This is a genomic window from Streptomyces aurantiacus, from assembly GCF_027107535.1.
Taxonomy (GTDB): Bacteria; Actinomycetota; Actinomycetes; order Streptomycetales; family Streptomycetaceae; genus Streptomyces.
The window spans coordinates 1,244,510-1,269,115 of record NZ_CP114283.1; the positions used below are offsets into that span (position 1 = coordinate 1,244,510).

The 24,606-nt window shown below is 72.0% G+C and carries 18 protein-coding genes and 1 pseudogene; 13 read left to right on the forward strand and 6 right to left on the reverse strand.

Translation table 11 applies throughout. From position 1 onward, the window contains the following. Positions 1-253 precede the first annotated feature (253 nt). Entirely contained in the window at positions 254-1,183 is a 930-nt protein-coding gene (locus tag O1Q96_RS07250; RefSeq protein ID WP_269247365.1) for a sugar phosphate isomerase/epimerase family protein, read from the reverse strand. A 124-nt stretch (positions 1,184-1,307) separates the two neighbouring features. Here O1Q96_RS07250 and iolC point away from each other — a divergent pair, with 124 nt between their 5' ends. From iolC to O1Q96_RS07290, 8 genes and pseudogenes are all read left to right on the forward strand, one after another. After that, positions 1,308-2,288: a 5-dehydro-2-deoxygluconokinase gene (gene iolC, locus O1Q96_RS07255; RefSeq protein WP_269247366.1), complete on the forward strand. Its 981-nt coding sequence runs from the start codon at positions 1,308-1,310 to the stop codon at positions 2,286-2,288. Between the two features lie 80 nt (positions 2,289-2,368). Beyond that, a complete protein-coding gene (locus O1Q96_RS07260) occupies positions 2,369-3,247 on the forward strand; it encodes a Cgl0159 family (beta/alpha)8-fold protein (protein WP_419587041.1) in 879 nt (292 codons plus the stop codon). Between the two features lie 10 nt (positions 3,248-3,257). Beyond that, a pseudogene (locus tag O1Q96_RS07265) lies at positions 3,258-3,614 on the forward strand (5-deoxy-glucuronate isomerase); the annotation flags it as partial. Positions 3,615-3,809: 195 nt separating this feature from the next. Further along, positions 3,810-5,759, forward strand: a complete 1,950-nt coding sequence (gene iolD / locus O1Q96_RS07270) for a 3D-(3,5/4)-trihydroxycyclohexane-1,2-dione acylhydrolase (decyclizing) (RefSeq protein ID WP_269247367.1) — start codon at positions 3,810-3,812, stop codon at positions 5,757-5,759. A 14-nt stretch (positions 5,760-5,773) separates the two neighbouring features. After that, the gene (gene mmsA, locus O1Q96_RS07275) at positions 5,774-7,276 is read left to right on the forward strand and encodes a CoA-acylating methylmalonate-semialdehyde dehydrogenase (protein ID WP_269247368.1); all 1,503 of its coding nucleotides are present in this window, start codon (positions 5,774-5,776) and stop codon (positions 7,274-7,276) included. Between the two features lie 260 nt (positions 7,277-7,536). Further along, positions 7,537-10,377, forward strand: a complete 2,841-nt coding sequence (locus tag O1Q96_RS07280) for an alpha/beta fold hydrolase (protein WP_269247369.1) — start codon at positions 7,537-7,539, stop codon at positions 10,375-10,377. Next, the gene (locus tag O1Q96_RS07285; protein WP_217456895.1) at positions 10,374-11,237 is read left to right on the forward strand and encodes an ABC transporter permease; all 864 of its coding nucleotides are present in this window, start codon (positions 10,374-10,376) and stop codon (positions 11,235-11,237) included. The genes O1Q96_RS07280 and O1Q96_RS07285 overlap by 4 nt, the downstream gene beginning before the upstream one ends. 202 nt (positions 11,238-11,439) lie before the next feature. Beyond that, the gene (locus O1Q96_RS07290) at positions 11,440-13,188 is read left to right on the forward strand and encodes a VWA domain-containing protein (RefSeq protein WP_269247370.1); all 1,749 of its coding nucleotides are present in this window, start codon (positions 11,440-11,442) and stop codon (positions 13,186-13,188) included. Positions 13,189-13,260: 72 nt separating this feature from the next. Here the strand turns inward: O1Q96_RS07290 and O1Q96_RS07295 are convergent, their stop codons facing one another. Then, positions 13,261-15,006, reverse strand: coding sequence for an arabinofuranosyltransferase AftB family protein (locus O1Q96_RS07295; RefSeq protein WP_269247371.1), 1,746 nt, complete (start codon positions 15,004-15,006; stop codon positions 13,261-13,263). 163 nt (positions 15,007-15,169) lie between these two features. On the opposite strand from O1Q96_RS07295, the gene O1Q96_RS07300 reads away from it, so the two are divergent. Then, complete coding sequence (locus tag O1Q96_RS07300; RefSeq protein WP_269247372.1) at positions 15,170-17,128, forward strand: AMP-dependent synthetase/ligase; 1,959 nt, start codon at positions 15,170-15,172, stop codon at positions 17,126-17,128. Positions 17,129-17,155: 27 nt separating this feature from the next. Here the strand turns inward: O1Q96_RS07300 and O1Q96_RS07305 are convergent, their stop codons facing one another. Both O1Q96_RS07305 and O1Q96_RS07310 read right to left on the reverse strand, forming a co-directional pair. Then, positions 17,156-17,566 (reverse strand): rodlin, encoded by a 411-nt coding sequence (locus O1Q96_RS07305; RefSeq protein WP_269247373.1) that lies wholly within the window; start codon positions 17,564-17,566, stop codon positions 17,156-17,158. A gap of 194 nt (positions 17,567-17,760) precedes the next feature. Then, positions 17,761-18,174, reverse strand: a complete 414-nt coding sequence (locus O1Q96_RS07310; RefSeq protein ID WP_269247374.1) for a rodlin — start codon at positions 18,172-18,174, stop codon at positions 17,761-17,763. Positions 18,175-18,426: 252 nt separating this feature from the next. On the opposite strand from O1Q96_RS07310, the gene O1Q96_RS07315 reads away from it, so the two are divergent. The 3 genes from O1Q96_RS07315 to O1Q96_RS07325 all read left to right on the forward strand — a co-directional run bounded on the left by O1Q96_RS07315 (position 18,427) and on the right by O1Q96_RS07325 (position 20,508). Then, positions 18,427-18,843, forward strand: a complete 417-nt coding sequence (locus O1Q96_RS07315) for a rodlin (protein WP_269247375.1) — start codon at positions 18,427-18,429, stop codon at positions 18,841-18,843. 281 nt (positions 18,844-19,124) lie between these two features. Further along, positions 19,125-19,382: a chaplin gene (locus O1Q96_RS07320; protein ID WP_419586475.1), complete on the forward strand. Its 258-nt coding sequence runs from the start codon at positions 19,125-19,127 to the stop codon at positions 19,380-19,382. A 103-nt stretch (positions 19,383-19,485) separates the two neighbouring features. Next, the gene (locus tag O1Q96_RS07325; protein WP_269247376.1) at positions 19,486-20,508 is read left to right on the forward strand and encodes a chaplin; all 1,023 of its coding nucleotides are present in this window, start codon (positions 19,486-19,488) and stop codon (positions 20,506-20,508) included. Between the two features lie 41 nt (positions 20,509-20,549). Here the strand turns inward: O1Q96_RS07325 and O1Q96_RS07330 are convergent, their stop codons facing one another. After that, positions 20,550-21,809, reverse strand: a complete 1,260-nt coding sequence (locus O1Q96_RS07330; RefSeq protein WP_269247377.1) for an FAD-dependent oxidoreductase — start codon at positions 21,807-21,809, stop codon at positions 20,550-20,552. Further along, positions 21,809-23,074, reverse strand: a complete 1,266-nt coding sequence (locus O1Q96_RS07335) for a carboxylate--amine ligase (RefSeq protein WP_269247378.1) — start codon at positions 23,072-23,074, stop codon at positions 21,809-21,811. The genes O1Q96_RS07330 and O1Q96_RS07335 overlap by 1 nt, the downstream gene beginning before the upstream one ends. A 144-nt stretch (positions 23,075-23,218) precedes the next feature. Between O1Q96_RS07335 and O1Q96_RS07340 the strand changes: the two genes are divergently transcribed. Continuing rightward, complete coding sequence (locus O1Q96_RS07340; protein ID WP_269247379.1) at positions 23,219-24,589, forward strand: glycoside hydrolase family 26 protein; 1,371 nt, start codon at positions 23,219-23,221, stop codon at positions 24,587-24,589. Positions 24,590-24,606: the final 17 nt, after the last annotated feature.

The following is a 24,606-nucleotide window of genomic DNA, read 5'->3' on the forward strand; positions in this document are numbered from 1 at the left end:
GGCGCTGCGCTGGCGATCACAAAGCCTGCGTCCGGTGAACGACACAGCGTGACCGCCCGGTGACGCTGTCGCCCGGGTGTGACGCAAGACCCGCGTACACGCGACATGTGTGACAGGAAGAGGTCTTTTGTGACACGGGTGACGCATTGCGCCCCTGTAGGGGCGCGGGGAACTGCGCGACCGGCCCCCACGCACCCGCAGCCGAGAACGCCAGCCAGGGAACAACCGGGCCCCCCGGCGAACCTGCGGAGCGCTACGCTCCGCAGGACCTGAGGAACGCCCGCGTGCGCTGTGCGATCGGCAGCGGCTTGTCCGGCGGGCACGGGTACATGTCCTGCTCGACGATGGCGAACAGCTCCACGTCCAGCTTCTGCGCGGCGGCCAGCACGGGCTCCAGCGCCGGTACGCCGGACGGCGGTTCGCACATCACGCCGCGCGCCACGGCCGGGCCGAACGGGACCGCGTTGGCCCGGACGTCGGCGAGGATCTCGGGGTCCACCTGCTTGAGGTGCAGGTATCCGATGCGCTCCCCGTACGTCTCGATGAGCTTGACGCTGTCGCCGCCGCAGTAGGCGTAGTGGCCCGTGTCGAGGCAGAGGGAGACCAGGGACGAGTCGGTGCCGTCGAGGAAACGCGTCACGTTCTCCTCGCTGTCGATGTGCGTGTCGGCGTGCGGGTGAATGACGATCTTCAGCCCGTAGCGCTCGCGCACCTCGCGTCCGAGCCGCTCGGTCTGGCCGGTGAGGTGGCGCCACTGCTCGGCGGTGAGCGTGTCGGGCTCCAGCACCTGGCCCGTCTTGTCGTCACGCCAGAACGACGGGATCACGACGAGGTGCTCGGCGCCCATCGCCTGGGTGAGCGCGGCGATGTCCGAGACGTGGGCCCAGGTGGCGTCCCACACGTCCGGGCCGTGGTGCAGGCCGGTGAAGACCGTGCCGGCCGAGACCCGCAGGTTCCGGCGGGCGGTCTCGTCCGCGAGGACGGCCGGCTCGCTCGGCAGGTAGCCGTAGGGGCCCAGCTCGATCCACTCGTACCCGGACTCGGCGACCTCGTCGAGGAAGCGCTGCCACGGGACCTGCTGCGGGTCGTCGGGGAACCACACGCCCCAGGAGTCGGGCGCCGAACCGATCCGGATGCGCGACAGGGAGGACGGTGGCGGTGACTGAGGAGGCAACGACGTCATGGGCGTCAGCTTCGGGGCGTCCGGGGAGAGGTGTCAAGAGCTGGTCCGAATGTCCGGACAACCAATTGACAGGGCTCTGTGCGCGCCGCTAGACCTGGGGGCAACCGATTTCGAAGGGAGCTCGATGGCCGAGTCAGCGGTGCCCGGTGCGTACGATCTCGTCGCCATGGGGCGCATCGGCGTGGACCTCTACCCGCTGCAGACCGGTGTCCCGCTCCCGCAGGTGACGTCCTTCGGGAAGTTCCTCGGCGGCTCGGCCGCCAACGTGGCGGTCGCGGCGGCGCGGCTCGGGCGGCGCACGGCTCTGGTGACACGGACCGGCGACGACCCCTTCGGGACGTACCTCCATGAGGCGCTGCGGGACTTCGGGGTCGACGACCGCTGGGTGACACCCGTCCCCGGGCTGCAGACGCCGGTCACCTTCTGCGAGGTGTTCCCGCCGGACGACTTCCCGCTGTACTTCTACCGGCGGCCGAAGGCCCCCGACCTGGAGATCGACGCGCACGAACTGGACCTGGACGCCATCCGCGCGGCCAGGATGTTCTGGGTCACCGGGACGGGCCTGAGCGAGGAGCCCAGCCGTACGGCGACGCTCGCGGCACTGGCCCACCGCGCCAAGTCCGGCGCGACGGTCCTCGACCTGGACTGGCGGCCCATGTTCTGGAGCGAACCGGAGGCCGCCCGGCCCTTCTACGCAGAGGCCCTGCGCCACACCACGATCGCCGTCGGCAACCTCGACGAGGTGGAGGTCGCCACGGGCCTGCGGGAGCCGCACGCGGCCGCCCGCGCCCTTCTTGACGCGGGCGTGGAGCTGGCCGTGGTCAAGCAGGGCCCCAAGGGCGTCCTGGCCGTGCACCGCGACGGCGACTTCGCGGAGGTCCCCCCGCTCCCGGTCACGGTCCTCAACGGCCTCGGCGCCGGTGACGCCTTCGGCGGGTCCCTCTGCCACGGCCTCCTCGCCGGCTGGGACCTGGAGCGCGTCATGCGCCACGCCAACGCCGCCGGCGCCCTCGTCGCCTCCCGCCTGGAGTGTTCCTCCGCCATGCCGACCCTCGCCGAGGTCGAACAGGCCCTGGTGTCGGCAGAGGCGGGTGCGCTGCTGTGAGGGCCGGGCACGCGGGATCGCCGTGGCGCGAGGACGACACCGGGGGCGCGCGCATCGAAGGGGACGCCGCACCGACCCGCATCGACCTCTCGGAACTCGTCCGCGTCCGGGCCCGGCACCCCGAGGCCGTCGAGGAGGCTGCCGCCCGGCGACCCCGGCGGCCACTGCTCGGCGAGTCCGGCCGGCTGATGATCGTCGCCGCCGACCACCCCGCCCGCGGGTCCCTCTCCGTCGGCGGCCGCCGGATAGCGATGGCCAACCGGATCGACCTGCTCGAACGCCTCTGCCTGGCGCTCTCCCGCCCGGGGGTCGACGGGGTCCTCGCGACCGCCGACATCCTCGACGACCTGCTGCTCCTCGGCGCGCTGGACCACAAGGTGGTCATGGGCTCCATGAACAGGGGCGGACTCGCGGGCGCGGTGTGGGAGACGGACGACCGGTTCACCGGGCACCGCCCGCGCGACATCCAGCGGCTGCGCTTCGACGCGGGCAAGCTGCTCCTGCGCATCGACTACGACGACCCGGGCTCGCTCACCACCCTGGAGTCGACGGCCCGTGCCGTGGACGACATGGCCGAGCGCCGCCTCCCCGTGTTCGTCGAGCCGTTCCTCAGCCGCCGCGACCCCGCCACCGGAACCCTCCGCAACGACCTGGGCGCCGACGCCGTCACCAGGTCGATCGCTGTGGCGAGCGGCCTGGGCGGCAGTTCGGCCTACACCTGGCTGAAGGTCCCCGTCACCGAGAACCCCGACGACATGGCCCGGGTCATGGAGGCCTCCACGCTCCCGGCCGTCCTGCTCGGCGGTGACGTCGGCGACGACCAGGACGGCGCGTACGAGAAATGGCGCGGCGCACTCCAACTGCCCACCGTGCAGGGCCTGGTGGTGGGACGCTCACTGCTCTACCCGGCCGACGGAGACGTCGGCGCGGCGGTCGACACCGCCGTCGGACTTCTGTGAGGCCGCCGCCATGACCCACGAGCCGTACGTCCCCGAAGGCACCGCCGCCCCGCGGCCCGTGCCGTGCGCCCGCCGTGGGCGGACCCGAGGCGGCCTCCGGGTCGTTGAGCCGGAGACGGGCGGCGGCGAGCGGACCGTGCCACCGCCCGAAAGCGGTTGTACGGTGCGCGCGGCGGGGAACAAAGAGGGCAAAGTGTTTGAACTCCTGGGCAGGGAGCGCGTGTTCGCCGAAGTCACCGACTTCGCGCACACCCCCCGCGACGCCCGGGCACAGATCGCCTCCGGCGCGGAAAGCCGCTTCGCCCTGGCAGGAGCGAAGTGCGAGCGACGACTCCCCGCCCGCTACGGCTCCGCGCCGGAGGTTCCCCACACCGGGTGTCCGAGGCCGCCCGGCGCACCGCACCCGCCCGGGGCCGCACCCCCGGGCACGGTCGGGGCCGGCCGCGGCAGGGCGGCCCGGCCGATCGGCGGGCGGGCCGTAGAGACATTCGGGCCCGCGTAGACGTATGACGTGGCGGATCTGCTTCCACCCCGGACACGTAGAGAGCGCAGAGGGCTACCGATGACAGAGCCGACGTCAACGACGACAAGGCTGACGGTCGCGCAGGCACTGGTGAGGTTCCTCACCGCCCAGTACTCGGAACGCGACGGCGTCAGGCGCCGCCTGGTCGACGCCACCTGGGGCATTTTCGGGCACGGCAACGTCGCCGGGATCGGCCAGGCACTCCTCGAGTACGGCACGGTGTCCTCCGGCTCCGGGGGAACACCTCCCGGGGGAGCGCCTTCCGGGACCTCGGGCATGCCGTACCTCCAGGGCCGCAACGAGCAGTCCATGGTGCACGCGGCGGTCGGCTACGCACGCCAGTGCAACCGCCTCTCCGTCCAGGCCGTCACGACCTCCATCGGACCCGGCGCCACCAACCTGGTCACCGGAGCCGCCCTCGCCACCGTCAACCGCCTGCCGGTGCTCCTCCTGCCCGGCGACGTCTTCGCGACCCGCCCCGCCGACCCGGTCCTCCAGCAGCTCGAAGTCCCGTACGCGGGCGACGTGTCGGTCAACGACTGTCTGCGCCCGGTGTCGAGGTACTTCGACCGGATCACCCGCCCCGAGGCGCTGATCCCGGCCGCCCTCCAGGCGATGCGTGTGCTGACCGACCCGGTCGAGACGGGCGCCGTCACCCTCGCGCTGCCGCAGGACGTGCAGACGGAGGCCTTCGACTGGCCCGAGGAGTTCTTCGCCGAGCGCGTCTGGGCCGTACGCCGCCCGGTCGCCGACCCGGCGGAACTGGCCGCCGCCGTACGGGCCGTACGCGAGGCCCGGCGCCCCCTGGTCGTCGCGGGCGGCGGCGTCCACCACAGCGAGGCCGAGGACGCGCTCAGGAAGTTCGCCGACCTCACCCGCATCCCGGTCGCCTCGACGCAGGCCGGCAAGGGGTCGCTGAACTGGGACCACCCGGCGGACGTCGGCGGCATCGGGCACACCGGCACGGCGACCGCCTGCGAACTGGCCCGCACCGCCGACCTGGTGATCGGCGTCGGCACCCGCTACACCGACTTCACCACCGCTTCCGGCACCCTCTTCGCCGCCCAGGGCGTCCGCTTCCTGAACATCAACATCGCGTCCTTCGACGGCCACAAGCTCTCCGGGCAGCCGCTGGTCGCGGACGCCCGCACGGCCCTGGAGGCCCTCACGGAGGCACTCGCGCCGCGCGGCCACCGCGCCGAACCCGCGTACGTCACCGAGTACACCGACGACAAGGAACGCTGGGAGTACCGCGTCGACGCCACGTACGAGGCGGAGGACCTGGACATACGGCCCACCCAGCCCCAGGTCCTCGGCCTGCTCGACGAGATCGTCACCGGGGACGACATCCTCATCAACGCCGCCGGCTCCCTCCCCGGCGACCTGCACAAACTCTGGCGCACCCGGTCCCGGGACCAGTACCACGTCGAGTACGGCTACTCCTGCATGGGTTACGAGATCCCGGCCGCGATCGGCGTACGGCTCGCCGCGCCCGACCGTCCGGTGTGGGCGCTGGTCGGCGACGGCACGTACCTGATGATGCCGACGGAGATCGTCACCGCCGTGCAGGAGGGCATCGCGATCAAGGTCGTGATCCTGCAGAACCACGGGTACGCGTCCATCGGCGGCCTCTCCGAGACGGTCGGCGGCGAGCGGTTCGCCACCGCCTACCGCCACCGCTCCGAGGACGGCACGTACACGGGGCGGCCGCTGCCCGTCGACCTGGCCGCCAACGCCGCCAGCCTCGGCATGCGGGTGCTGCGCGCGAAGACCGTCCGCGACCTGCGGGCCGCCCTCGCCGAGGCACGGGCCGCCGACACTCCCACATGTGTCTACGTGGAGACCGAAACGGCAGACAGAGTGTCGGGCGCGCCCCCGGCCCAGGCCTGGTGGGATGTTCCTGTGGCCGAGACCGCGACCCGGTCGTCGGCGGTCAAGGCACGTGAGCTGTACGAACGGCACGTCTCCACCCGACGCCGCCATCTGTGAAGGAGTTCTTGGTCATGACGAAGATCGTCAACCACTGGATCGGCGGCAAGACCGTCGAAGGCGCGTCGGGTTCGTACGGGCCGGTCACCGACCCCGCGACCGGCGCCGTGACCACGAAGGTCGCCCTGGCGAGCGCCGAGGAGGTCGACGCCGCGGTCGCCGCGGCGAAGGACGCCTACGCGACCTGGGGCACCTCCTCGCTCGCCAAGCGGTCCACGATTCTCTTCAAGTTCCGCGCGCTGCTCGACGCCCACCGCGACGAGATCGCCGAGCTGATCACCGCCGAGCACGGCAAGGTCCACTCGGACGCGCTCGGCGAGGTCGCGCGCGGCCTGGAGATCGTCGACCTGGCGTGCGGGATCACCGTGCAGCTGAAGGGCGAGCTGTCGACCGAGGTGGCCTCCCGGGTCGACGTGGCCTCGATCCGCCAGCCCCTCGGTGTCGTCGCCGGCATCACGCCGTTCAACTTCCCGGCCATGGTGCCGATGTGGATGTTCCCGCTGGCCGTCGCGTGCGGCAACACCTTCGTCCTCAAGCCGAGCGAGAAGGACCCGTCGGCCGCCCTCAGGCTCGCCGAGCTGCTCGCGGAGGCGGGCCTGCCGGACGGCGTCCTCAACGTCGTCAACGGCGACAAGGTGGCCGTCGACCGCCTCCTGGAGCACCCGGACGTCAAGGCGGTGTCCTTCGTCGGCTCGACCCCGATCGCCCGCCACATCCACACGACCGCCTCCGCCCACGGCAAGCGCGTGCAGGCCCTCGGCGGCGCCAAGAACCACATGCTGGTCCTCCCGGACGCCGACCTGGACGCGGCGGCGGACGCGGCCGTCTCCGCGGCCTACGGCTCGGCCGGCGAGCGCTGCATGGCCATCTCGGCCGTCGTCGCCGTCGGTGCGATCGGCGACGAGCTGGTCGAGAAGATCCGCGAGCGCGCCGAGAAGATCAAGATCGGTCCCGGCAACGACCCGGCGTCCGAGATGGGCCCGCTGATCACCGCGGCCCACCGCGACAAGGTCGCCTCGTACGTGACGGGCGCGGCCGCCCAGGGCTCCGAGGTCGTCCTCGACGGCACCGGTCACACGGTCGAGGGCTTCGAGGACGGCCACTGGATCGGGCTCTCGCTGCTCGACCGGGTACCGACGGACTCGGACGCGTACAAGGACGAGATCTTCGGCCCGGTGCTGTGCGTGCTGCGCGTCGACACCTACGACGAGGGGGTGGCCCTCATCAACGCCTCGCCCTTCGGCAACGGCACCGCGATCTTCACCCGGGACGGCGGCGCCGCCCGCCGCTTCCAGCTGGAGATCGAGGCGGGCATGGTCGGCGTGAACGTGCCGATCCCGGTCCCGGTGGGCTACCACTCCTTCGGTGGCTGGAAGGACTCCCTCTTCGGGGACCACCACATCTACGGCAACGACGGCACGCACTTCTACACCCGCGGCAAGGTCGTCACGACCCGCTGGCCGGACCCCGCCGACGCCCCGGCGGGCGTGGACCTCGGGTTCCCGCGCAACCACTGAGCACCCTCGCGCGTGGCGTCGGGCCGTCCGGATCCCGGGCGGCCCGGCGCTCTTTTCGACGTCCGCGCCCCGGCAGGCGCGCGGGGAATCGAGGGACGAGCCGCGACCGGCCCGCACTGGGCACCGGTGGAGCTGCCGAACTCCCCTGCCGCGTACCGCGCCCGCGGTACGCGGCAGGGTACCCGTAGTCCTCTGGGATGCCCCCGGGATCCGCCGGACGGCTGCACCGGTTGTCCGTGGCGGCCCGTACCGTTGGGGGCATGGATCTTCGAATGCCCGCACTACGACAGGGGCCGCGACGGTGGATCGCCGCCGCGGCCGTCGTCGTGGTGCTCGCCGGCGCCGGGACGTGGACCGCGGCCGCCTCCGACGAGGCACCCGCGGTGCACCGCACCGACCGGGTTCTCCCCACGGCCGACGGGGTGAGAATCGACACGTCGTACTTCACCGCCGGCTCTTCGGGGCGCCGGCCGGCCGTCCTGCTGACGCACGGCTTCGGCGGCAGCAAGAAGGACGTACGGGCCCAGGCGGAGGACCTCGCCCGCGACGGGTACGCGGTGCTGACCTGGTCGTCGCGCAGCTTCGGCAGGTCCACGGGCAAGATCGGGCTGAACGACCCGAAGGGCGAGGTCGCCGACGTCTCCCGCCTGATCGACTGGCTCGCCGAGCGCCCCGAGGTCGAGCTCGACAAGAGCGGAGACCCCCGGGTCGGCGTCACCGGTGCCTCGTACGGCGGCGCGGTCTCGCTGCTCGCGGCCGGTCACGACCAGCGGGTGGACGCCGTCGCCCCGTCGATCACGTACTGGAACCTCGCGGACGCGCTGTTCCCGAACGGCGTCTTCAAGAAGCTGTGGGCCGGGATGTTCATCAACTCCGGCGGTGGCTGCGACACGTTCGAGAAGCAGCTGTGCGAGATGTACGAGCGGGTCGCCGAGTCCGGTAAGCCGGATGCCGAGGCCGTGAAGCTGCTGGAGGAGCGCAGCCCCTCCGCCGTCGGCGACCGCATCAAGGTGCCCACGCTCATCATGCAGGGCCAGACCGACTCCCTCTTCCCGCTCGGCCAGGCCGACGCGATCGCCAAGGCCGTCAGGGCCAACGGCGCCCCGGTGGACGTCGACTGGATCGCCGGCGGGCACGACGGCGGCGACAGGGAGACGGACCGCGTACAGGCGCGCGTGGCCTCCTGGTTCGACCGCTACCTGAAGGACGACAAGAACGCCGACACGGGACCCGCGTTCCGGGTCACGCGCACCGGAGGCATCGACTCGACCGACGGCGCCGCCCAGTTGCGGGGCGCGAGCGGGGACACCTACCCCGGACTGTCGAGCGGCGACCGGCGGGTGGCGCTGAGCGGGCGTGAGCAGGAGTTCTCCAACCCCGCGGGCGCCAGCCCGCCCGGCGTCTCGGCCCTCCCCGGGCTCGGCGGTTCCGGCGGCCTCTCCCAGCTGTCCTCGCTCGGCGTCGGCGTGTCGCTCGACTTCCCCGGGCAGTTCGCGCGGTTCGAGTCGAAGGCCGTGACCGGGGACCTGCGGATCACCGGCTCGCCCACCGTCACGGTGAACGTGAAGTCGACGACCGGCGAAGCTGTGCTCTTCGCCAAGGTGTACGACGTCGGTCCCGGCGGCAGGCAGCAGGTCCTGCCGTCCCAGCTGGTCACCCCGGTCCGGATCGCGACCGGCGAGAGCGGCAAGGACGTCCGGCTCACCCTGCCCGCCATCGACCACGAGGTGCAGGAGGGCCACAGGCTGCGTCTGGTCCTCGCCTCGACCGACCTCGGCTACGCGTCTCCGACGGCACCGGCCGAGTACACGGTCTCCCTGAAGAGCGACCTCGCCGTGCCGACCGCGCCCGGTGTGACGACCGCGGCCGCGTCCCTGCCCGCCTGGGTGTGGTGGCTGCCGCTCTCCGGCGCGCTGCTCGCCCTGGCCCTGCTGGTGACGGGCCGCCGCCGGACCACCGCGGCCCCGCCCGACCCGGCGCTCGCCGAAGTCCCCCTCCAGATCACGGACCTGAGCAAGCGGTACGCGAAGTCGGCGGACCGGTACGCGGTACGGGACCTGTCGTTCCGGGTGGAGAAGGGCCAGGTGCTCGGCCTGCTCGGACCGAACGGCGCGGGCAAGACCACCACGCTGCGCATGCTCATGGGCCTCATCAAGCCCGACGCCGGCGAGATCCGCGTCTTCGGGCACGCGATCAGGCCGGGCGCACCCGTCCTGTCCCGGGTCGGCGCGTTCGTGGAGGGCGCGGGCTTCCTCCCGCACCTCTCCGGCCGCGAGAACCTGGAGCTGTACTGGCAGGCCACCGGGCGTCCGTCCGAGGACGCCCACCTGGACGAGGCGCTGGAGATCGCGGGCCTCGGTGACGCACTGTCCCGCGCGGTCCGCACGTACTCCCAGGGCATGCGGCAGCGCCTCGCCATTGCCCAGGCCATGCTCGGCCTCCCGGACCTGCTGATCCTCGACGAGCCGACGAACGGCCTCGACCCGCCACAGATCCGTGAGATGCGCGAGGTCATGATCCGTTACGCGGAGGCGGGCCGCACGGTCATCGTGTCCAGCCACCTCCTCGCCGAGGTCGAGCAGACCTGTACGCATCTGGTCGTCATGGACCGGGGCCGGCTGGTCCAGGCGGGCCCGGTCAGCGAGATCGTGGGCTCCGGCGACACCCTCCTCGTGGGCCTCGCGGCCGATATCGCGGACCCGCTGGTGGAGAAGGTGGCGGCACTGCCCGGCGTCGAGTCGGCGGTGCGGACGGACGACGGACTGCTGATACGGCTGACGGCGCGGGATGCCGCGCCGGCCGGCTCCGACAGCCCCGCCGCCACTGCCGCCGAGGGCACGCGCGCCGAGGCGGGTGCGGGCGACGGCTTGGACGGCTCCGGCTCCGGCGGACGGGCCGCCGTCGGTGTGCTCACGGCGACCGCGCCCGTGCCCGTGTCCGGCCCGGTGGACGAGGCGGACTCCGCAGCGGTCACCGACGGCTCCGCGGCAGCCGCCCGGCTGCTCGTCGAGCTGGTCCGGCTCGAAGTGCCGGTGGCCTCCCTCGGTCCCCACCGCCGCCTGGAGGACGCGTTCCTGACCCTGATCGGAGGCTCCGCGTGAGCACACTTGTCGAGCGTGCCGAAGTGGCGGACGGCTACCGGGCCGGGCGGACACTGCCGCTGCGGGTCGAGCTGATGCGCCAGTTGAAGCGGCGCCGGACGCTGGTCATGGGGGCGGTCCTCGCCGCCCTGCCCTTTGTCCTGGCCGTGGCGTTCGCCATCGGCGGCCAGCCGGACGGGCGCGAGGGCCGGGTCACCCTCATGGACACGGCCACGGCGTCGGGAGCCAACTTCGCCGCGACGAACCTCTTCGTCTCCGCGGGCTTCCTGCTGGTCATCCCCGTGGCGCTGTTCTGCGGCGACACCATCGCCTCGGAGGCGAGCTGGTCGTCCCTGCGCTACCTCCTCGCCGCCCCGGTGCCGAGGGCCCGTCTCCTGTGGTCGAAGCTCGTGGTCGCGCTCGGCCTCAGCCTCGCCGCGATGGTGCTGCTGCCGGTCGTCGCGCTGGTGGTGGGCTCGGTCGCGTACGGCTGGGGCCCGCTGGAGATCCCCACCGGCGGCGCCCTGTCCGCGGGCACCGCGGCGCAGCGTCTGGTGGTCGTGATCGCGTTCATCTTCGCGTCCCAACTGGTCACCGCGGGACTCGCGTTCTGGCTGTCGACGAAGACCGACGCACCGCTGGGCGCGGTGGGAGGCGCGGTCGGCCTGACCATCGTGGGGAACGTGCTGGACGCGGTCACCGCCCTCGGCGACTGGCGCCACTTCCTGCCCGCGCACTGGCAGTTCGCCTGGGCCGACGCCGTTCAGCCCCGCCCCGAGTGGGGCGGGATGATCCAGGGCACGGCGGTCTCCCTGACGTACGCGGTGGTGCTGTTCGCCCTGGCCTTCCGCGGTTTCGCCCGCAAGGACATCGTGTCCTAGACCCCGTCCCGGGCAGGCCCGGCACCACCGGTGTGGATCCTCCGGACACCCTCAGGTCTCCGGAGGATCACCCACCGGTCTCGAGGGCAGCCCACCGTGGCCGCATCGAGATTCATCCGCAACACCTTGGACCGCTCCTTCCGGCCGCCTCCGCCGTCACAGTCACATACGACGGCTCACAGAGGGCACCGAGGGGACGCACATGAGGCGCACCGAACGGCACCAGGCACAGCGGCCGCACACCCGGGGACGGCGGCGGCGCGCACGCGGCGCGCTCGTAGCCGTGACCGTCACCGCCGGACTCCTGCTCACCGCGTGCAGCGGCGGGAACAGCGACAGCTCGCAGGATCACGGAGGCACCGAGGCACGTGAGAAGGACGGCTTCCCGGCCCCCGCCCCCGCCCTGCCGACCGCGGGCGGCGACGAGGGCGAGAAGGGCGAGCTCCGCGAGAGCGCGCCCCCGGCCGACTACCTCTCCACCTTCGCCCTGGACGTCGACACAGCCTCGTACGGCTACGCGCGCCGCACCCTGGAGGACGGCCGGCGGCCCGCCCCGTCGACGATCCGCCCCGAGGAGTTCATCAACGGCCTCCGCCAGAACTACGAGCGCCCCGAGGGCAACGGCTTCACGGTCACGATGGACGGCGCCCGCCCGAACACCACCCGGAACCCCGTGTACGACCCGGACAACCCGAAACCCAGGGAAGACACGTACGACCCGTACGAAGGCAACGCGTACGAAGACGACCCGTACGAAGACGACCCGTACAACGACGACCCGTACAACGACGACGCGTACGACACCTTCGGTGAGAACAGCCAGGACTGGCGGCTCGTCAGGGTCGGCCTGGCCACCCGCGAGCCCCGGGACAGCGGCGAACGTCCGCCCGCCGCCCTCACCTTCGTCATCGACGTCTCGGGTTCCATGGCCGAACCGGGTCGGCTCGACCTGGTCAAGGACTCCCTGGGCGTGATGACGGACCGGCTGCGCGACGACGACGCGGTCGCGCTCGTCACCTTCAGCGACGAGGCGGAGACCATCCTGCCGATGACCCGCCTGGGCGACCGCCGCGACCGCGTCCACGACGCGATCGACACCCTGGAGCCCACCCTGTCGACGAACCTCGGCGCGGGCGTGAGCACCGGCTACCGCACGGCGGTCGACGGCCTGCGCGAGGGCGCCACCAACCGGGTCGTCCTGCTCTCCGACGCCCTCGCCAACGACGGCGAGACGGACGCCGACGCCATCCTCGACCGCATCGCGGACGCCCGCCGCAAGCACGGCATCACCCTCTTCGGAGTCGGCGTGGGCAGCGACTACGGCGACGCCCTCATGGAGCGCCTCGCCGACAAGGGCGACGGTCACACCACGTACGTGTCGAGCACCGAGGAGGCCCGTACGGTCTTCTGCGACGAGCTCCCCCGGAACATCGACCTCACGGCCCGGGACGCCAAGGCGCAGGTCGCCTTCGACCCGCGGACCGTCGAGCAGTTCCGGCTCCTCGGTTACGACAACCGGCAGGTCGCCGACGAGGACTTCCGCGACGACCGCGTGGACGGCGGCGAGGTGGGCCCCGGCCACACCGTGACGGCTCTGTACGCGGTGCGCACCAAGCCCGGCGCGACGGGGCATGTCGCCACGGCGACCGTACGGTGGCTCGACCCGAGGACCCGTGTCCCGCACGAGGAGACGGGCCAGGTCGAGGCCGAGTCCCTCGACCGGCCCCTGTGGAGCACGGGGACCGCGCGGAGCGGGCTCCAGGCCACGGTCGTCGCCGCGTACTTCGCCGACGTGCTGCGCTCCGTCGACGGCCGGCCGAACGCCCTGCCCGGCACACCGCCCCTACGCGACCTGGCCCGACGCGCGGACAGGCTGGCCGCCACCACAGAATCCAGGACGACCCGCCAACTGGCCGAATCCATCAACCAGGCAACAACCGTCACCAACTGACCCCGGCCCCCCAGCCACCGCGCTCGGAACGCACCTGATAGGGGCGCGGGGAACGGCGCGACCAACCCCCACTCACCCGCACAGTTCCCGCTCCGCCCGCACCGGGTCGTTCGGAAAACGGAACGCCGTCCGCTCCCACGCCCCGGCGACGTTCCGCAGAAACCGCCCAGGCGTAAGCCGCCCCCGCACCGACGAGTTCAGCTCGGCGAGCCCACCACACCGCAGGGCTCGCCGAGCCGCCTCCACCCGCAAGGGGTCGACCCACCCGGGCAGATTCCCCGGCCCCGCGCCCGCCGCGCCCCGGTCGGCGGCGAGCCAGGCGACCGGCAGATGCTTCTCGTGCCCGGCCCGCCCCTGCCGGACCCGCTCGGAGTGCGCGGCCACGGGATAGGCGAGCCCGATCGGATCGAGCGCCGCCCCCTCCAGGGGCACGACCGACCCGTTGAGGCCGAGGACCACATAACTCGCCGTCACCGCACGCGCGTTGCCGGCAACCCGTGCGTCCTTCCCGAACAACAGCGCCGGCGCCCCGGAACGCCGAGCCGCCCACACCTTCCGCGTGTACTCCAGGTGATGCGGAGCCCCGACGAAGGTGTGGTGCACCGGATGGGGATCGGCGTTGTGGCGGACGTACACCCCGCGCTCGTCCGCGATCCCCGCCGGCCCGATCAGCCCGGCGTACGGAATCCGCAGCCAGCCGGCGCACACCACCGCCCACAGGCCGACCCCGACCGCGGCGGACGTGCCCACCCGCGTCACCGGGACCGCGAAGACCGGCAGCAGCATCAGCAGCAGCCCGGGCAGCAGCATGCGCCCGTGCATGAAGTCACCGCCGACCTTGACGACGTACACCCAGCACAGCAGCCCGGCGACCACGGGCGCGAGCGCGGGAACGGCCCGCGCCGTCCCGGGGCCGCGACGCCCGCCCCGCACGGGCAGCACCGCCGCCGCCACGAACAGCGCGGGCACCCACAGCAGATAGGGATGCGCGAAGTCCCCCAGATACCCGAGGCCGCGCCCCCACAGGCTCTGCGAGGCCTCCTTCGTCACGGCGGGCAGTGGCACCAGATGCCCGTAGTACCCGGCCCGGAAGACCTCGTACGCGACCGGCAGCGCGCCGGCCGCCCCGGCTCCCGCGAGCGCGCCCCGCCACGACGGCCGCACGAGCAGCCACTGTGCGCCCAGGAACACGACCGTCACCAGCCCCAGATCGGGCCGCACCAGAGGCCCGAGGCCGATGAGCACCGAGGTGGCGGGCGAGGCGGGCCGTGCCGTCAGCGCCAGCCACGCCCCCGCGATCCAGCAGGTGGCGAGCCCCGTCTCCAGCCCAGAGGTGGCGAAGTCCCACACGGGAGGCAGCCCGAGCAGCACCAGCGACCCCAACGGCACGGCCGCGCGCCCGCCGTACGTCCGCAGCGCGCCGATCCCCGCGAGCGCGAACCCGGCGGCGGTCAGCAGCAGCCCCCCGAACACCGCCGCCGACACGGGGTCGACCCCCGCCGCCCCGGCCCCGACGAGCAGCCACTGCCACAGGGTGCCGGTCGACGACTCGACCCGCTCACCCGCGTTGAACACGGGCCCGTTCCCCGCCAGCACCTGCCGCACGGTCCGTACGTAGATGTAGGCGTCGTCGGACATCCACCGCCGCCGGTACCCCGCGTACGCCACCACGAGCGCGGGCGCGAGCCACACCGCGACCCGCAGCCGGCCCGGCCACGGGCCACCCGGACCGGAACCGGGCGGCGGTGACACCGAGGAGGACGAGGGCGGGCGGGCCTTGCGGTGGGCGGACCACGCGGGCGAATGCGTCGACGTCATGATCGGTTCATCGGCCCACGTCAAGCCGAGCTTGACGCCATGGGTGGGCCGAACGGCGGCGGGGCCAAATTCCCCGAGCCTGTTGAAATTCCCCTACGCATGAGTAAGTTGACTCTGAAGTAAGTACGCGTCACCTCAACGCGAGCCGCCACCGGGAGCCTTCATGGGCATGCGCAAGGACCTCAAACAGGCGAAGAAACGCACCGACCTGGCCGACCGCGCCCAGGCCGAGGTCACCAGGGACGACCGAGGTGTGGTCCGCGAGGCACGCATGCCCGCCCTCGCACCGAGGCCCACCACGGGCAGCACCGCCGACCTGCCCTTCACCAACGCGGCCGAGGCCCCCGACGCCGTGGTCGTCCGCCGCCGTGAGCGCGGCGCCTGGCGGCCGGTGACCGCCGCCGCCTTCGCCCACGAAGTCACCGCTGTCGCCAAGGGACTGATCGCGGCGGGCCTCGAACCGGGCGGCCGCGTCGCGGTCATGTCCCGCACCCGCTACGAGTGGACGCTGTTCGACTTCGCGATCTGGGCCGCGGGCGGCCTGTCCGTCCCCGTCTATCCCACGTCCTCGCCCGACCAGATCGAGTGGATCGTCCGCGACTCCGCCGCCCGCTTCGTCGTGGTGGAGACCGCGGAGAACGCGGCGGCGGTCACGACGGGCACGGCCGGTCACTCCGAACGCCCGCACATCTGGCAGTTCGACGACGGGGCCGTCCCCGAACTGACCGCCCTGGGGCGCGACATCGCCGACGAGGAGGTCACCGAGCGCCGCGGCGCCCTGACCCCCGACACCGTCGCGACGATCTGCTACACCTCCGGCACCACCGGCAAGCCCAAGGGCTGCGTCCTCACCCACGCCAACCTGCACGCAGAGGCCGCGAACACCGTCGAACTCCTCCACCCCATCTTCAAGGAGGTCACCGGCCAGCTCGCCTCGACCCTCCTCTTCCTGCCCCTCGCCCACATTCTGGGCCGTACCCTCCAGATCTCCTGTCTGATGGCCCGTATCGAACTGGGCCACTTCCCGAGCATCAAGCCCGACGAACTCCGCCCGGCGCTCAGGGAGTTCCGGCCCACCTTCCTGGTCGGCGTGCCCTACCTCTTCGAGAAGATCCACGGCACGGGCCGCGCCACCGCCGAGCGGATGGGCCGCGGCGCCTCCTTCGACCGCGCCCACCGCGTCGGCGTCCGTTTCGCGGAGCGACACCTCGACAGGTTCCTGGACCGCGGCAAGGGCCCCGGCCCCGGTCTCCTCGCCGCCTGGGCCCTGTACGACCTGCTGGTCTACCGCCGCATACGCAAGGAGATCGGCGGCCGCACCCGCTACGCCATCAGCGGCGGCTCCCCGCTCGACCGCGACCTCAGCCTCTTCTTCTACGCCGCCGGAATCATCGTCTACGAGGGCTACGGCCTCACCGAGACCACCGCGGCCGCGACGATCGTCCCGCCCCTGCGGCCCCGCCCCGGCACGGTCGGCCTCCCCGTACCCGGTACCGCCGTCCGTATCGCCGACGACGGTGAGGTGCTCATCAAGGGCGGCATCGTCTTCGGCGCGTACTGGAACGACCCGGCCGCCACGGACGCCGTCCTGACCGACGAGTGGTTCGCGACCGGCGACCTGGGCTCCCTCGACGAGGACGGCTACCTCACCATCACCGGCCGGAAGAAGGACATCCTCGTCACCTCGGGCGGCAAGAACGTTTCCCCGTCCGTCCTGGAGGACCGCCTGCGCAGCAGGCCCCCGGTCGGCCAGTGCGTCGTCGTCGGCGACAACCGCCCCTACATCGCCGCCCTGATCACCCTGGACCGGGAGGACCTCACCCACTGGCTGTACGTCCGCGGGATGCCGGCCGACACCCCGCTGTCCGACCTCGTCCACGACCCGCGGATGCGCGCCGACGTCCAGAAGGTCGTGGACTACGCGAACCAGGCCGTCTCCCGGGCCGAGTCGATCCGCGAGTTCGCCCTGGTGGAAGGTGAGTTCACCGAGGACAACGGCATGCTCACCCCGTCCCTGAAGGTCAAGCGCCACGCGGTGACGGCGGCGTACGAGCGGGACATCCGGGCGCTGTACGCGGATTCGGCGCGGACACGGGAACAGCGGGCCACCCACGAGGGGTGACCCGCTGTCCGCGGAGACGGTGAACGATCAGCTGTTGCTGGCGCCGTTGCCCGAGAGCACCGGGATGTTGCTGAGGATGTGCGACAGGGGCTCGTCGCCCTTGGCCTGCGTGGAGTTCTCGGTGCACTGCTGGTTCTGCGGGGCCGACAGGATCGGCACGTCCTGCAGGACGGTGACCGGCACGACGCCGACGAGCGAGGCCAGGTTGGCCTTGACCGGCAGGCCGACACACGGCTTGTTCAGCGAGCCCTGCACGAGCGAGAGCTGGGGGCTCATCTTGCCGTGCGTGGCCTGGTTGCCGTACTTCTGAACGGAGCCGTTGCCGTTGGCGGTGGTGACGCCGTCGTCGTTGCCGATGGCCAGCGCCTGGGGCGCGGCGGCGGCCGACAGACCGGCGACAGAGGCGGCAATGGCCGCGGTCGCCATCAGCTTCTTCATGTTCGTTCCCTTTCGGAGAGTGGCCCCCAACGGAGCCGCATATTCATCAACAGAGCGGTGGACGGTGCGGTTGCGGGCTTTGCCCCGATTGGCCCACAGGCTTTCCTCGGGACCGGAGCTGACGCGCCGCCGTCGACGTGACAGGGGCAGCGGGCCGCCGGGGAGGCCGGCGGCCCGCTGGGTGGTACGGCGGATCAGCTGCCGCTGGCACCGTTGCCCGAGAGCACCGGGATGTTGCTGAGGATGTGCGACAGGGGCTCGTCGCCCTTGGCCTGCGTGGAGTTCTCGGTGCACTGCTGGTTCTGCGGGGCCGACAGGATCGGCACGTCCTGGGCGACCGTGACGGGCACCACGCCGACGAGGGAGGCCAGGTTGGCCTTGGCCGGCAGGCCGATGCAGGGCTTGTTCAGCGAGCCCTGGATGAGCGCCATCTGCGGGCTCATGTTGCCGTACGTCGCCTGGTTGCCGTAGATCTGCGCGGCGTGGTTGCCATTGGCGGTGGTGACGCCACCGTCGTTGCCGATCGCCAGCGCCTGGGGCGCGGCGGCAGCCGAAACACCGGCGACGGAAGCGGCGACCGCCGCGGCAGCCATAACCTTCTTGATCACTTGCTGGTCCCTTCTGGAGTAACCCCGTCCACCGGAGCGACCTGGACAACTGCGCCCGGCCCGCATAGTTGCTCCGATTCACTCCGATGGCCCATTTGAGGATCCCGTTTGTACGACACATGCGCGCGAGGATTTCCGTTAATCGCGGATCGTCGAACGGGCCAACCGGGTGACATCTCGAAACCAATCGTGGCGCCTGTGGTTGATGCGGGAGCAGGAACACGCGTGTCTGCCAGGAAAGGAACCGGATAAATGCTCAAGAAGGCAATGGCCACGGCGGCGGTCGCCGCTTCTGTCGTCGGTGTCTCGGCGGCGGCAGCCCCCCAGGCGCTTGCCATCGGCAACGACGAGGGCGTCACCACTGCCAACGGCAACCACGCCGAGCAGGTGTACGGCAATGCCAAGACCCACGGCGACATGAGCCCCCAGGGCCAGCTCGTGCAGGGCTCGCTCAACAAGCTCTGTCTCGGCCTGCCTGTCAAGGTCAACGCCGCTTCTCTCGTGGGCATCCTGGTGCCGGTCACCGTTCTGCAGGACGTGCCGATCCTGTCGGCCCCGCAGAACCAGCAGTGCACCGAGAACTCCACGCAGGCCAAGGGCGACGAGCCCCTCTCGCACATCCTGGACAACATCCCGGTGCTCTCGGGCAACGGTGCCAGCGGCAGCTGACCGACCGTCGCAAGGACCGCCCGGGTCACCCCGCCGCCGTGCGCGGCGGGGTGACCCGGGCTGTTCGGCAATATTTTCTGCTTTGCTTCTCTGCTGCTTCTTCTTTCCATATCGCGCCGTGGGGGTCTCGGGTCGTCGATTGCGCGCCGGGCGTTCGGGTGAATTACCGGAGAGCCGCACTTTCTGTAGTTTCTTCGACCGCCTTCTCCTCGTTCTACAGCCCGCAGGTCATGGTGCGAGCCGTTCAGGGTGGGCTCGTCCGGTTTCGACCGTCACAGGGCATGACCGCAGAGAAAGGGAAGTACGTGAAGCACAAGAAGAGTGCCGTCGTCATCGTCGGCGCGATCATGGCCATGGGCATGGCCGCCCCGGCCTTCGCCGACGCCGAGGCCGATGGTGCGGCCGTGGGCTCGCCCGGTGTCCTCTCCGGCAACGTGGTCCAGGTTCCCGTCCACATTCCCGTCAACGTGTGCGGCAACTCGATCAACGTGATCGGCCTGCTGAACCCGGCGTTCGGCAACAAGTGCGTCAACGACTGACGTCGTAACGCACCAGCCGACCGGCTGTGTCACGCCGGCCTTGGACCGCCTTCCGGTGCCAAGGCCGGCTTTCCCACTTCTACGAGCAGAGAAGACAACGAGATTGCGACAGACCCTGAGCAAGGGAATGGTCGCGGCCGCTGCCGCGACGAGCATCTTGTCCCTGTACGGCTCCCAGGCGTTCGCCGACACGAACGCGAACGGGGTCGCAGCGGACTCGCCCGGCGTGCTGTCCGGCAACAACGTGCAGGCACCGGTGAGCGTCCCGGTGAACGCGTGCGGCAACTCCGCGAACGTGGCAGCCGGCCTCAACCCGTCGTTCGGCAACTCCTGCGCCACCCCCTCGGGCAAGCACAGGAAGCCTGACGCGCCCCGCCACGGAGCCCCGGCCGCACACGGCTCGGACCACGAGTACGGATCGGGCCACGGTGGTGGTTCGGACCACGGGTACGGATCGGGCCACGGTGGTGGTTCGGGTCACGGGTACGGCTCGGACCATGGATACGGCTCGGACCACGGTGGCGGCTCGGGTCACCACGGATCCGGTCACCAGGGGTCCGGTCACCACGGCGGCCCCGGGCACGGCGGGCCGGGGCGCCACAGTGGCGGCTCCTCCACGCACGGCGCCACCCACGGGTCGCCCGGCGTCGGCTCGGGCAACAACGCCGGGGCGCCGGTGGACGTGCCGGTGAACGCGTGCGGGAACACCGTCGACGTGGTCGCCCTGCTGAACCCGTCGTTCGGCAACAAGTGCGGGCACCACGGCGACAACGGCAACGGCTACGGCGGTGGCGACGACAGCGGGCCGAAGGGCTACGGCGACGACGACACCCCGCCGACCAAGCCCCCGACCACGCCGCCCACGAAGCCGCCGACCACCACACCGCCGACGGTGCCCCCCGCCACGGTGCCCCCGACGACGGTCCCGCCCACCACGGGTCCGCCCGTCACGGGTCCGCCCGTGACGACGCCTCCGTCTACGACTCCTCCGGGGCCGGGGACCAGGCCGGAACTGCCGAGCACCGGCAGCGACGGGCTGCTCGCGGCTTCGGCCGCCGGTGCGGGCCTGCTGCTCGGCGGAGCGGTCCTGTACCGACGAGGCCGGGCCGCGTCCCGTCGGTGGTGACGCGCCGGGTGCCGGACGCCACGCGCCCGGCACCCGCGTCGTCAGCGACCCGCCGCCCCCAGCACCCCGCGCCGCTCCCGCGCGCCGGGCACGGGCAGCCGGGCAGGCCCCGTACGGAGCCGGCGCCGCACTCCTCGTACGAGGGTCCGGGCCGTGAACGAGGCGCCGTGCACGAAACGCATGGCCGGGCCGAAGCCGGCTGCCGTGACCAGACCCGCCATGAAGAGGCCCGGCCAGGACGACTCGAACTCCCGCCCCACATAAGGGGATCCGTCGGGTGACGCGGCCAGACCCTCGCGTACGTCCTCCGTCAGCAGTCCCAGGCGTTCCCGGGTCGCCCTGAACCCCGTGGCGGCGATGACGTGTTCGGTGTCGAGAGATGTCAACTCACCCGTCCTGCCCAGCATTTCGAGGCGTACGCCGCCCCGGGACGCGTACGCCGCCGCGACCTCGTGGCCCAGCAGCAGGTCGACGGATTGCTCGACCCGGTCGCGGATCCACCAGGCGCCCGCGGGGCCCAGGGCGGTGGCGGCGATCCGGGCGCGGGTTGGTTCCGGGAGACGGCGGAAGGCCCCGGGGCGTTCCGCGTAGAGCCAGTTGCGCCAGCCGCAGCCCAGCCCGGTGTGCGGGGCGCGGGCCGACTGCCACCAGGGGCGCTCCCAGGGGGGCGGCACGTCGTTCCAGGCGAGCCCGGGGGCCCGGGCCACGACCCGGACGCGGGTGCCCTGTTCGGCGAGCAGGGCCGCCGTCTCCAGGGCGGCCTGGCCGCCGCCGATGACGGTGACGTCCTTGCCGAGGAAGCGGTCCAGATCACCGTGGTCGCTGCTGTGCGAGACGTACTCGGGTCCCAGCTCCCGGAAGGCGGCGGGTACTTCGGTGAAGGGCAGGACGCCGACCGCCAGTGCGACCGTCCTCGCGCGGACGGTCGCGCCGTCCTCGGTGACCGCCTCGAAGCCGCCCAGGCAGGGACGGACGAGCGTGATCGTGCGCTCGTCCAGCTCCGGGACCGCGTGTTGCGCGAACCACAGTCCGTACGAGGCGAACACCTCGACCGGAATGGGCTCACCGTGCCGCGCCTGCGTGCCCTGTTCCGCGCAGTAGGCGGCCAGGCGCAGACGGCCCTCCGGGTCCGAGAGGTCGGACGCCCACGGCTCGGACTTGAGGAACATGCCGCGGGGCATGTGGTCCCGCCAGGACGCCATGGGCCGGCCGAACACGCGCAGGCTCAGGCCGGCCGCGGCGGCGTGGGAGGCGATGGACAGGCCGTAGGGGCCGGCCCCCACCACCAGCAGGTCGTACATCAGCGGCTGTTCGCTTTCTCGTCGTCGGACAGGGGGTTCGTGTCATGGCGTGTCGTCTGCCGTACGACACGCGTGTCGTACGCCGGTGCGGAGGCCGCCCGTCGGACGCGCTCCAGCAGGCGCCGGCCGGCGTGGCGAGACCACAGTGCCCACAGGGCGGCGCCGGGCGCGAGGTCGTCCCGGGCGTGCCAGGCCCGCTCGGCCCCGCCCCGAAAGGCGGCCGTGAGCGGCGCGTAGTTCTCCACCACGAAGGTCCGGCCCGGGAGCGGGACGGGTGCCGGCCGCGGACGGTGGGTCAGGTCCAGGTGCAGGGCCCGCACCACGTCGAGCCCCGCGCCGTCGGCGAACAGCCGGAACTGCGCGCCGGGCCGCGGATTGAAGTCGAGCAGGTGGTACGCGCCGGTCGAGCCGTCGCGGCGGAAGTCCAGGTCGAAGATGCCGCGGTAGCCGAGCGCCGAGGTCAGCCGTTCGGCCAGGGACTGCACGGCCGGGTTCGGCGTCCAGTGGCCGACCGCGGTCAGGCCCGCGGCGCGTGGCCAGGCACGCTGCTTGCGGCCCGGTCCGCCGCCGCACACCGTCCCGGACCGGTCCACGTACCCGTGGAAGAACCAGTCCCGGTCCGGCCCCGGCGGCAGGAACGCCTGGAGCAGCAGCCTGCTGCCCGCCTCCTCGGCCCGCCGGCACAGGGCCTGTGCCTCCTGCGCGGAGCCCAGCACCGCCGTGCTGCGCAGGCCCGAACCGGCGGGCAGCAGCCAGGGGCGGCTCCACTTCGCCACCACCGGCAGCCCGAGCCGCCGGGCAGCCGCGGCCGCCTGCGCGGGACCGTCCACCACCAGCGTCGGAGGGTGCGGGACGCCCGCGGACGCGCACACGGCGGCCAGTTCGGCCTTGTCCGCGACCCGCTCCGGGAGGCCTCGGGGAGCCGGGGGCAGCAGATAGCGGGGCGCGAGTTGGTCCCGCATCCGGTCCACCGCGACGGCGCTCGCGTCATCCATTGGGATCAGTACGGCGGGACGGGCCACCCGCGCGGCCACTCGGCGCAACACCAGGGCGATGTCGGCGGCCGTGGCGTCGGCGGCGGGCGGCGGATGCATCCGGCACACGAATCGGGATCCGCGCACCGGACTTCCGGTGGAGTCGGCGACCAGGTGCACGTCGATTCCGGCCCGGCCGAGCGAACGTACGGCTCCGAGCGTGCCGTGGTGAAAGGGATTCCGGTCGATCCGCAGAAGTACGGCGGGAACGCGGATGTCGAAGGGCGGCATGGGCATATTTCCTTGAGGTCTCTTCGGATTTCTCACCCGTGCGGGTGATGGGGCATTTCTCCGGCGCTCGGCCTCGGTTGGCGCAATTCACATTTATGTGACTGAGTGTCAGTGGACGGTGGAAATGAAGCGCGAGGAGCGGACATGGCCCCACTGCAACGGACCCGAACCAGACGGCTGGCATGCGTCGCCGCCTCACTCACCGCCGGACTCATCGCCTCGGCCGCCCTCGCGCCCGGGACGGGGTACGCCGCGGGCGCGAGGGCACAGGACCCGCCGGTCCCGCCGCCGACCGGTGTCGTGGCACCGATGACGCCGGTGGGGCCCCAGCTCCAGAGCCCGGTCCGGAACCCGGCTCAGGACCGGCCCCGGCTGCCGGGGCAGTCGGCCGTGCCCGCCGCTCCCGGACAGACGACCCCGCAGCCCGCGCCGCCGAAGGAGCCCGAGAGGCCGGCCTTCGGCGCCTACCTGGACTACGGGCCACGCGGGGTGGCCCGGATGGCCGAGCTCAGCCGCTGGCTGGGCGGGGCCGAGCTGCGCGTCGCGCACACGTATCTGCCGGGCGACCGCTGGAGCAACATCGAGGGCCTGCCCGGGTTCCTCGACGTCTGGGCGGACTGGCGGCGGCAGGAGACCGACCGGCTCTTCGTCCTCAACGTCCCCATGCTGGAGCGCAACGAGGAGGGCGTCTCCGACCGGGAGGTCCGCAGCCTGCTGCGGCGCGGCGCGGCCGGAGAGTTCGACCACCACTTCCGCAAGCTCGCCGAGCGGCTCGTCGAACTCCAGGTGCCCGACACCGTCATCGTGCTCGGCTGGGAAATGAACGGCATCACGTACACCCATCGCTGCGGGCCGGACCCGGAGGCCTGGAAGAAATACTGGAACAGGATCGTCACCGCCATGCGGGCGGTGCCGGGACAGAAATTCCGGTTCGACTTCACACCGAACCGCGGCCGGGACGCCATTCCCTGGACCCAGTGCTATCCGGGTGACGACACGGTCGACATCATCGGCATGGATTCGTACGACCAGCCGCGTGGACAGTCATTCGACGAAGCGGTGTCCGAACCCTACGGACTCCAGGCGCACATCGACTTCGCGAAGTCGCACGGAAAGCCGATTTCCTATCCGGAATGGGGGCTGTTCCGCAACGGCGACAACGCGACGTACATGAAGCGCATGCTCGCATGGCTGGACGAGCACAAGCCGCTCTACAACACACTCACCGACTACTGCCCGCACGGTGTGTGGCAGTGCGAGGACAACCCGAGGGCCTCCGAGATCTACCGGTCCGTGCTCTTCGGCCGCACCGATCCGACCCCCGTGCCGAAGCCGACCGACCCGACGCCCAAGCCCACCGAGCCGGCACCCAAGCCGACGGAACCGGCCCCGGTGCCGAAGCCGACACCCGTACAGCCGCCGAACTGCTCGCCGATCGAGCTCGGTGACTGGGTCGAGTACTGGCTCGGCGGGAAGCTCTGCCTGCGCTTCGACTGGTGGTCGCGCAACCGCTGACCGCGAGACGGCGGCAG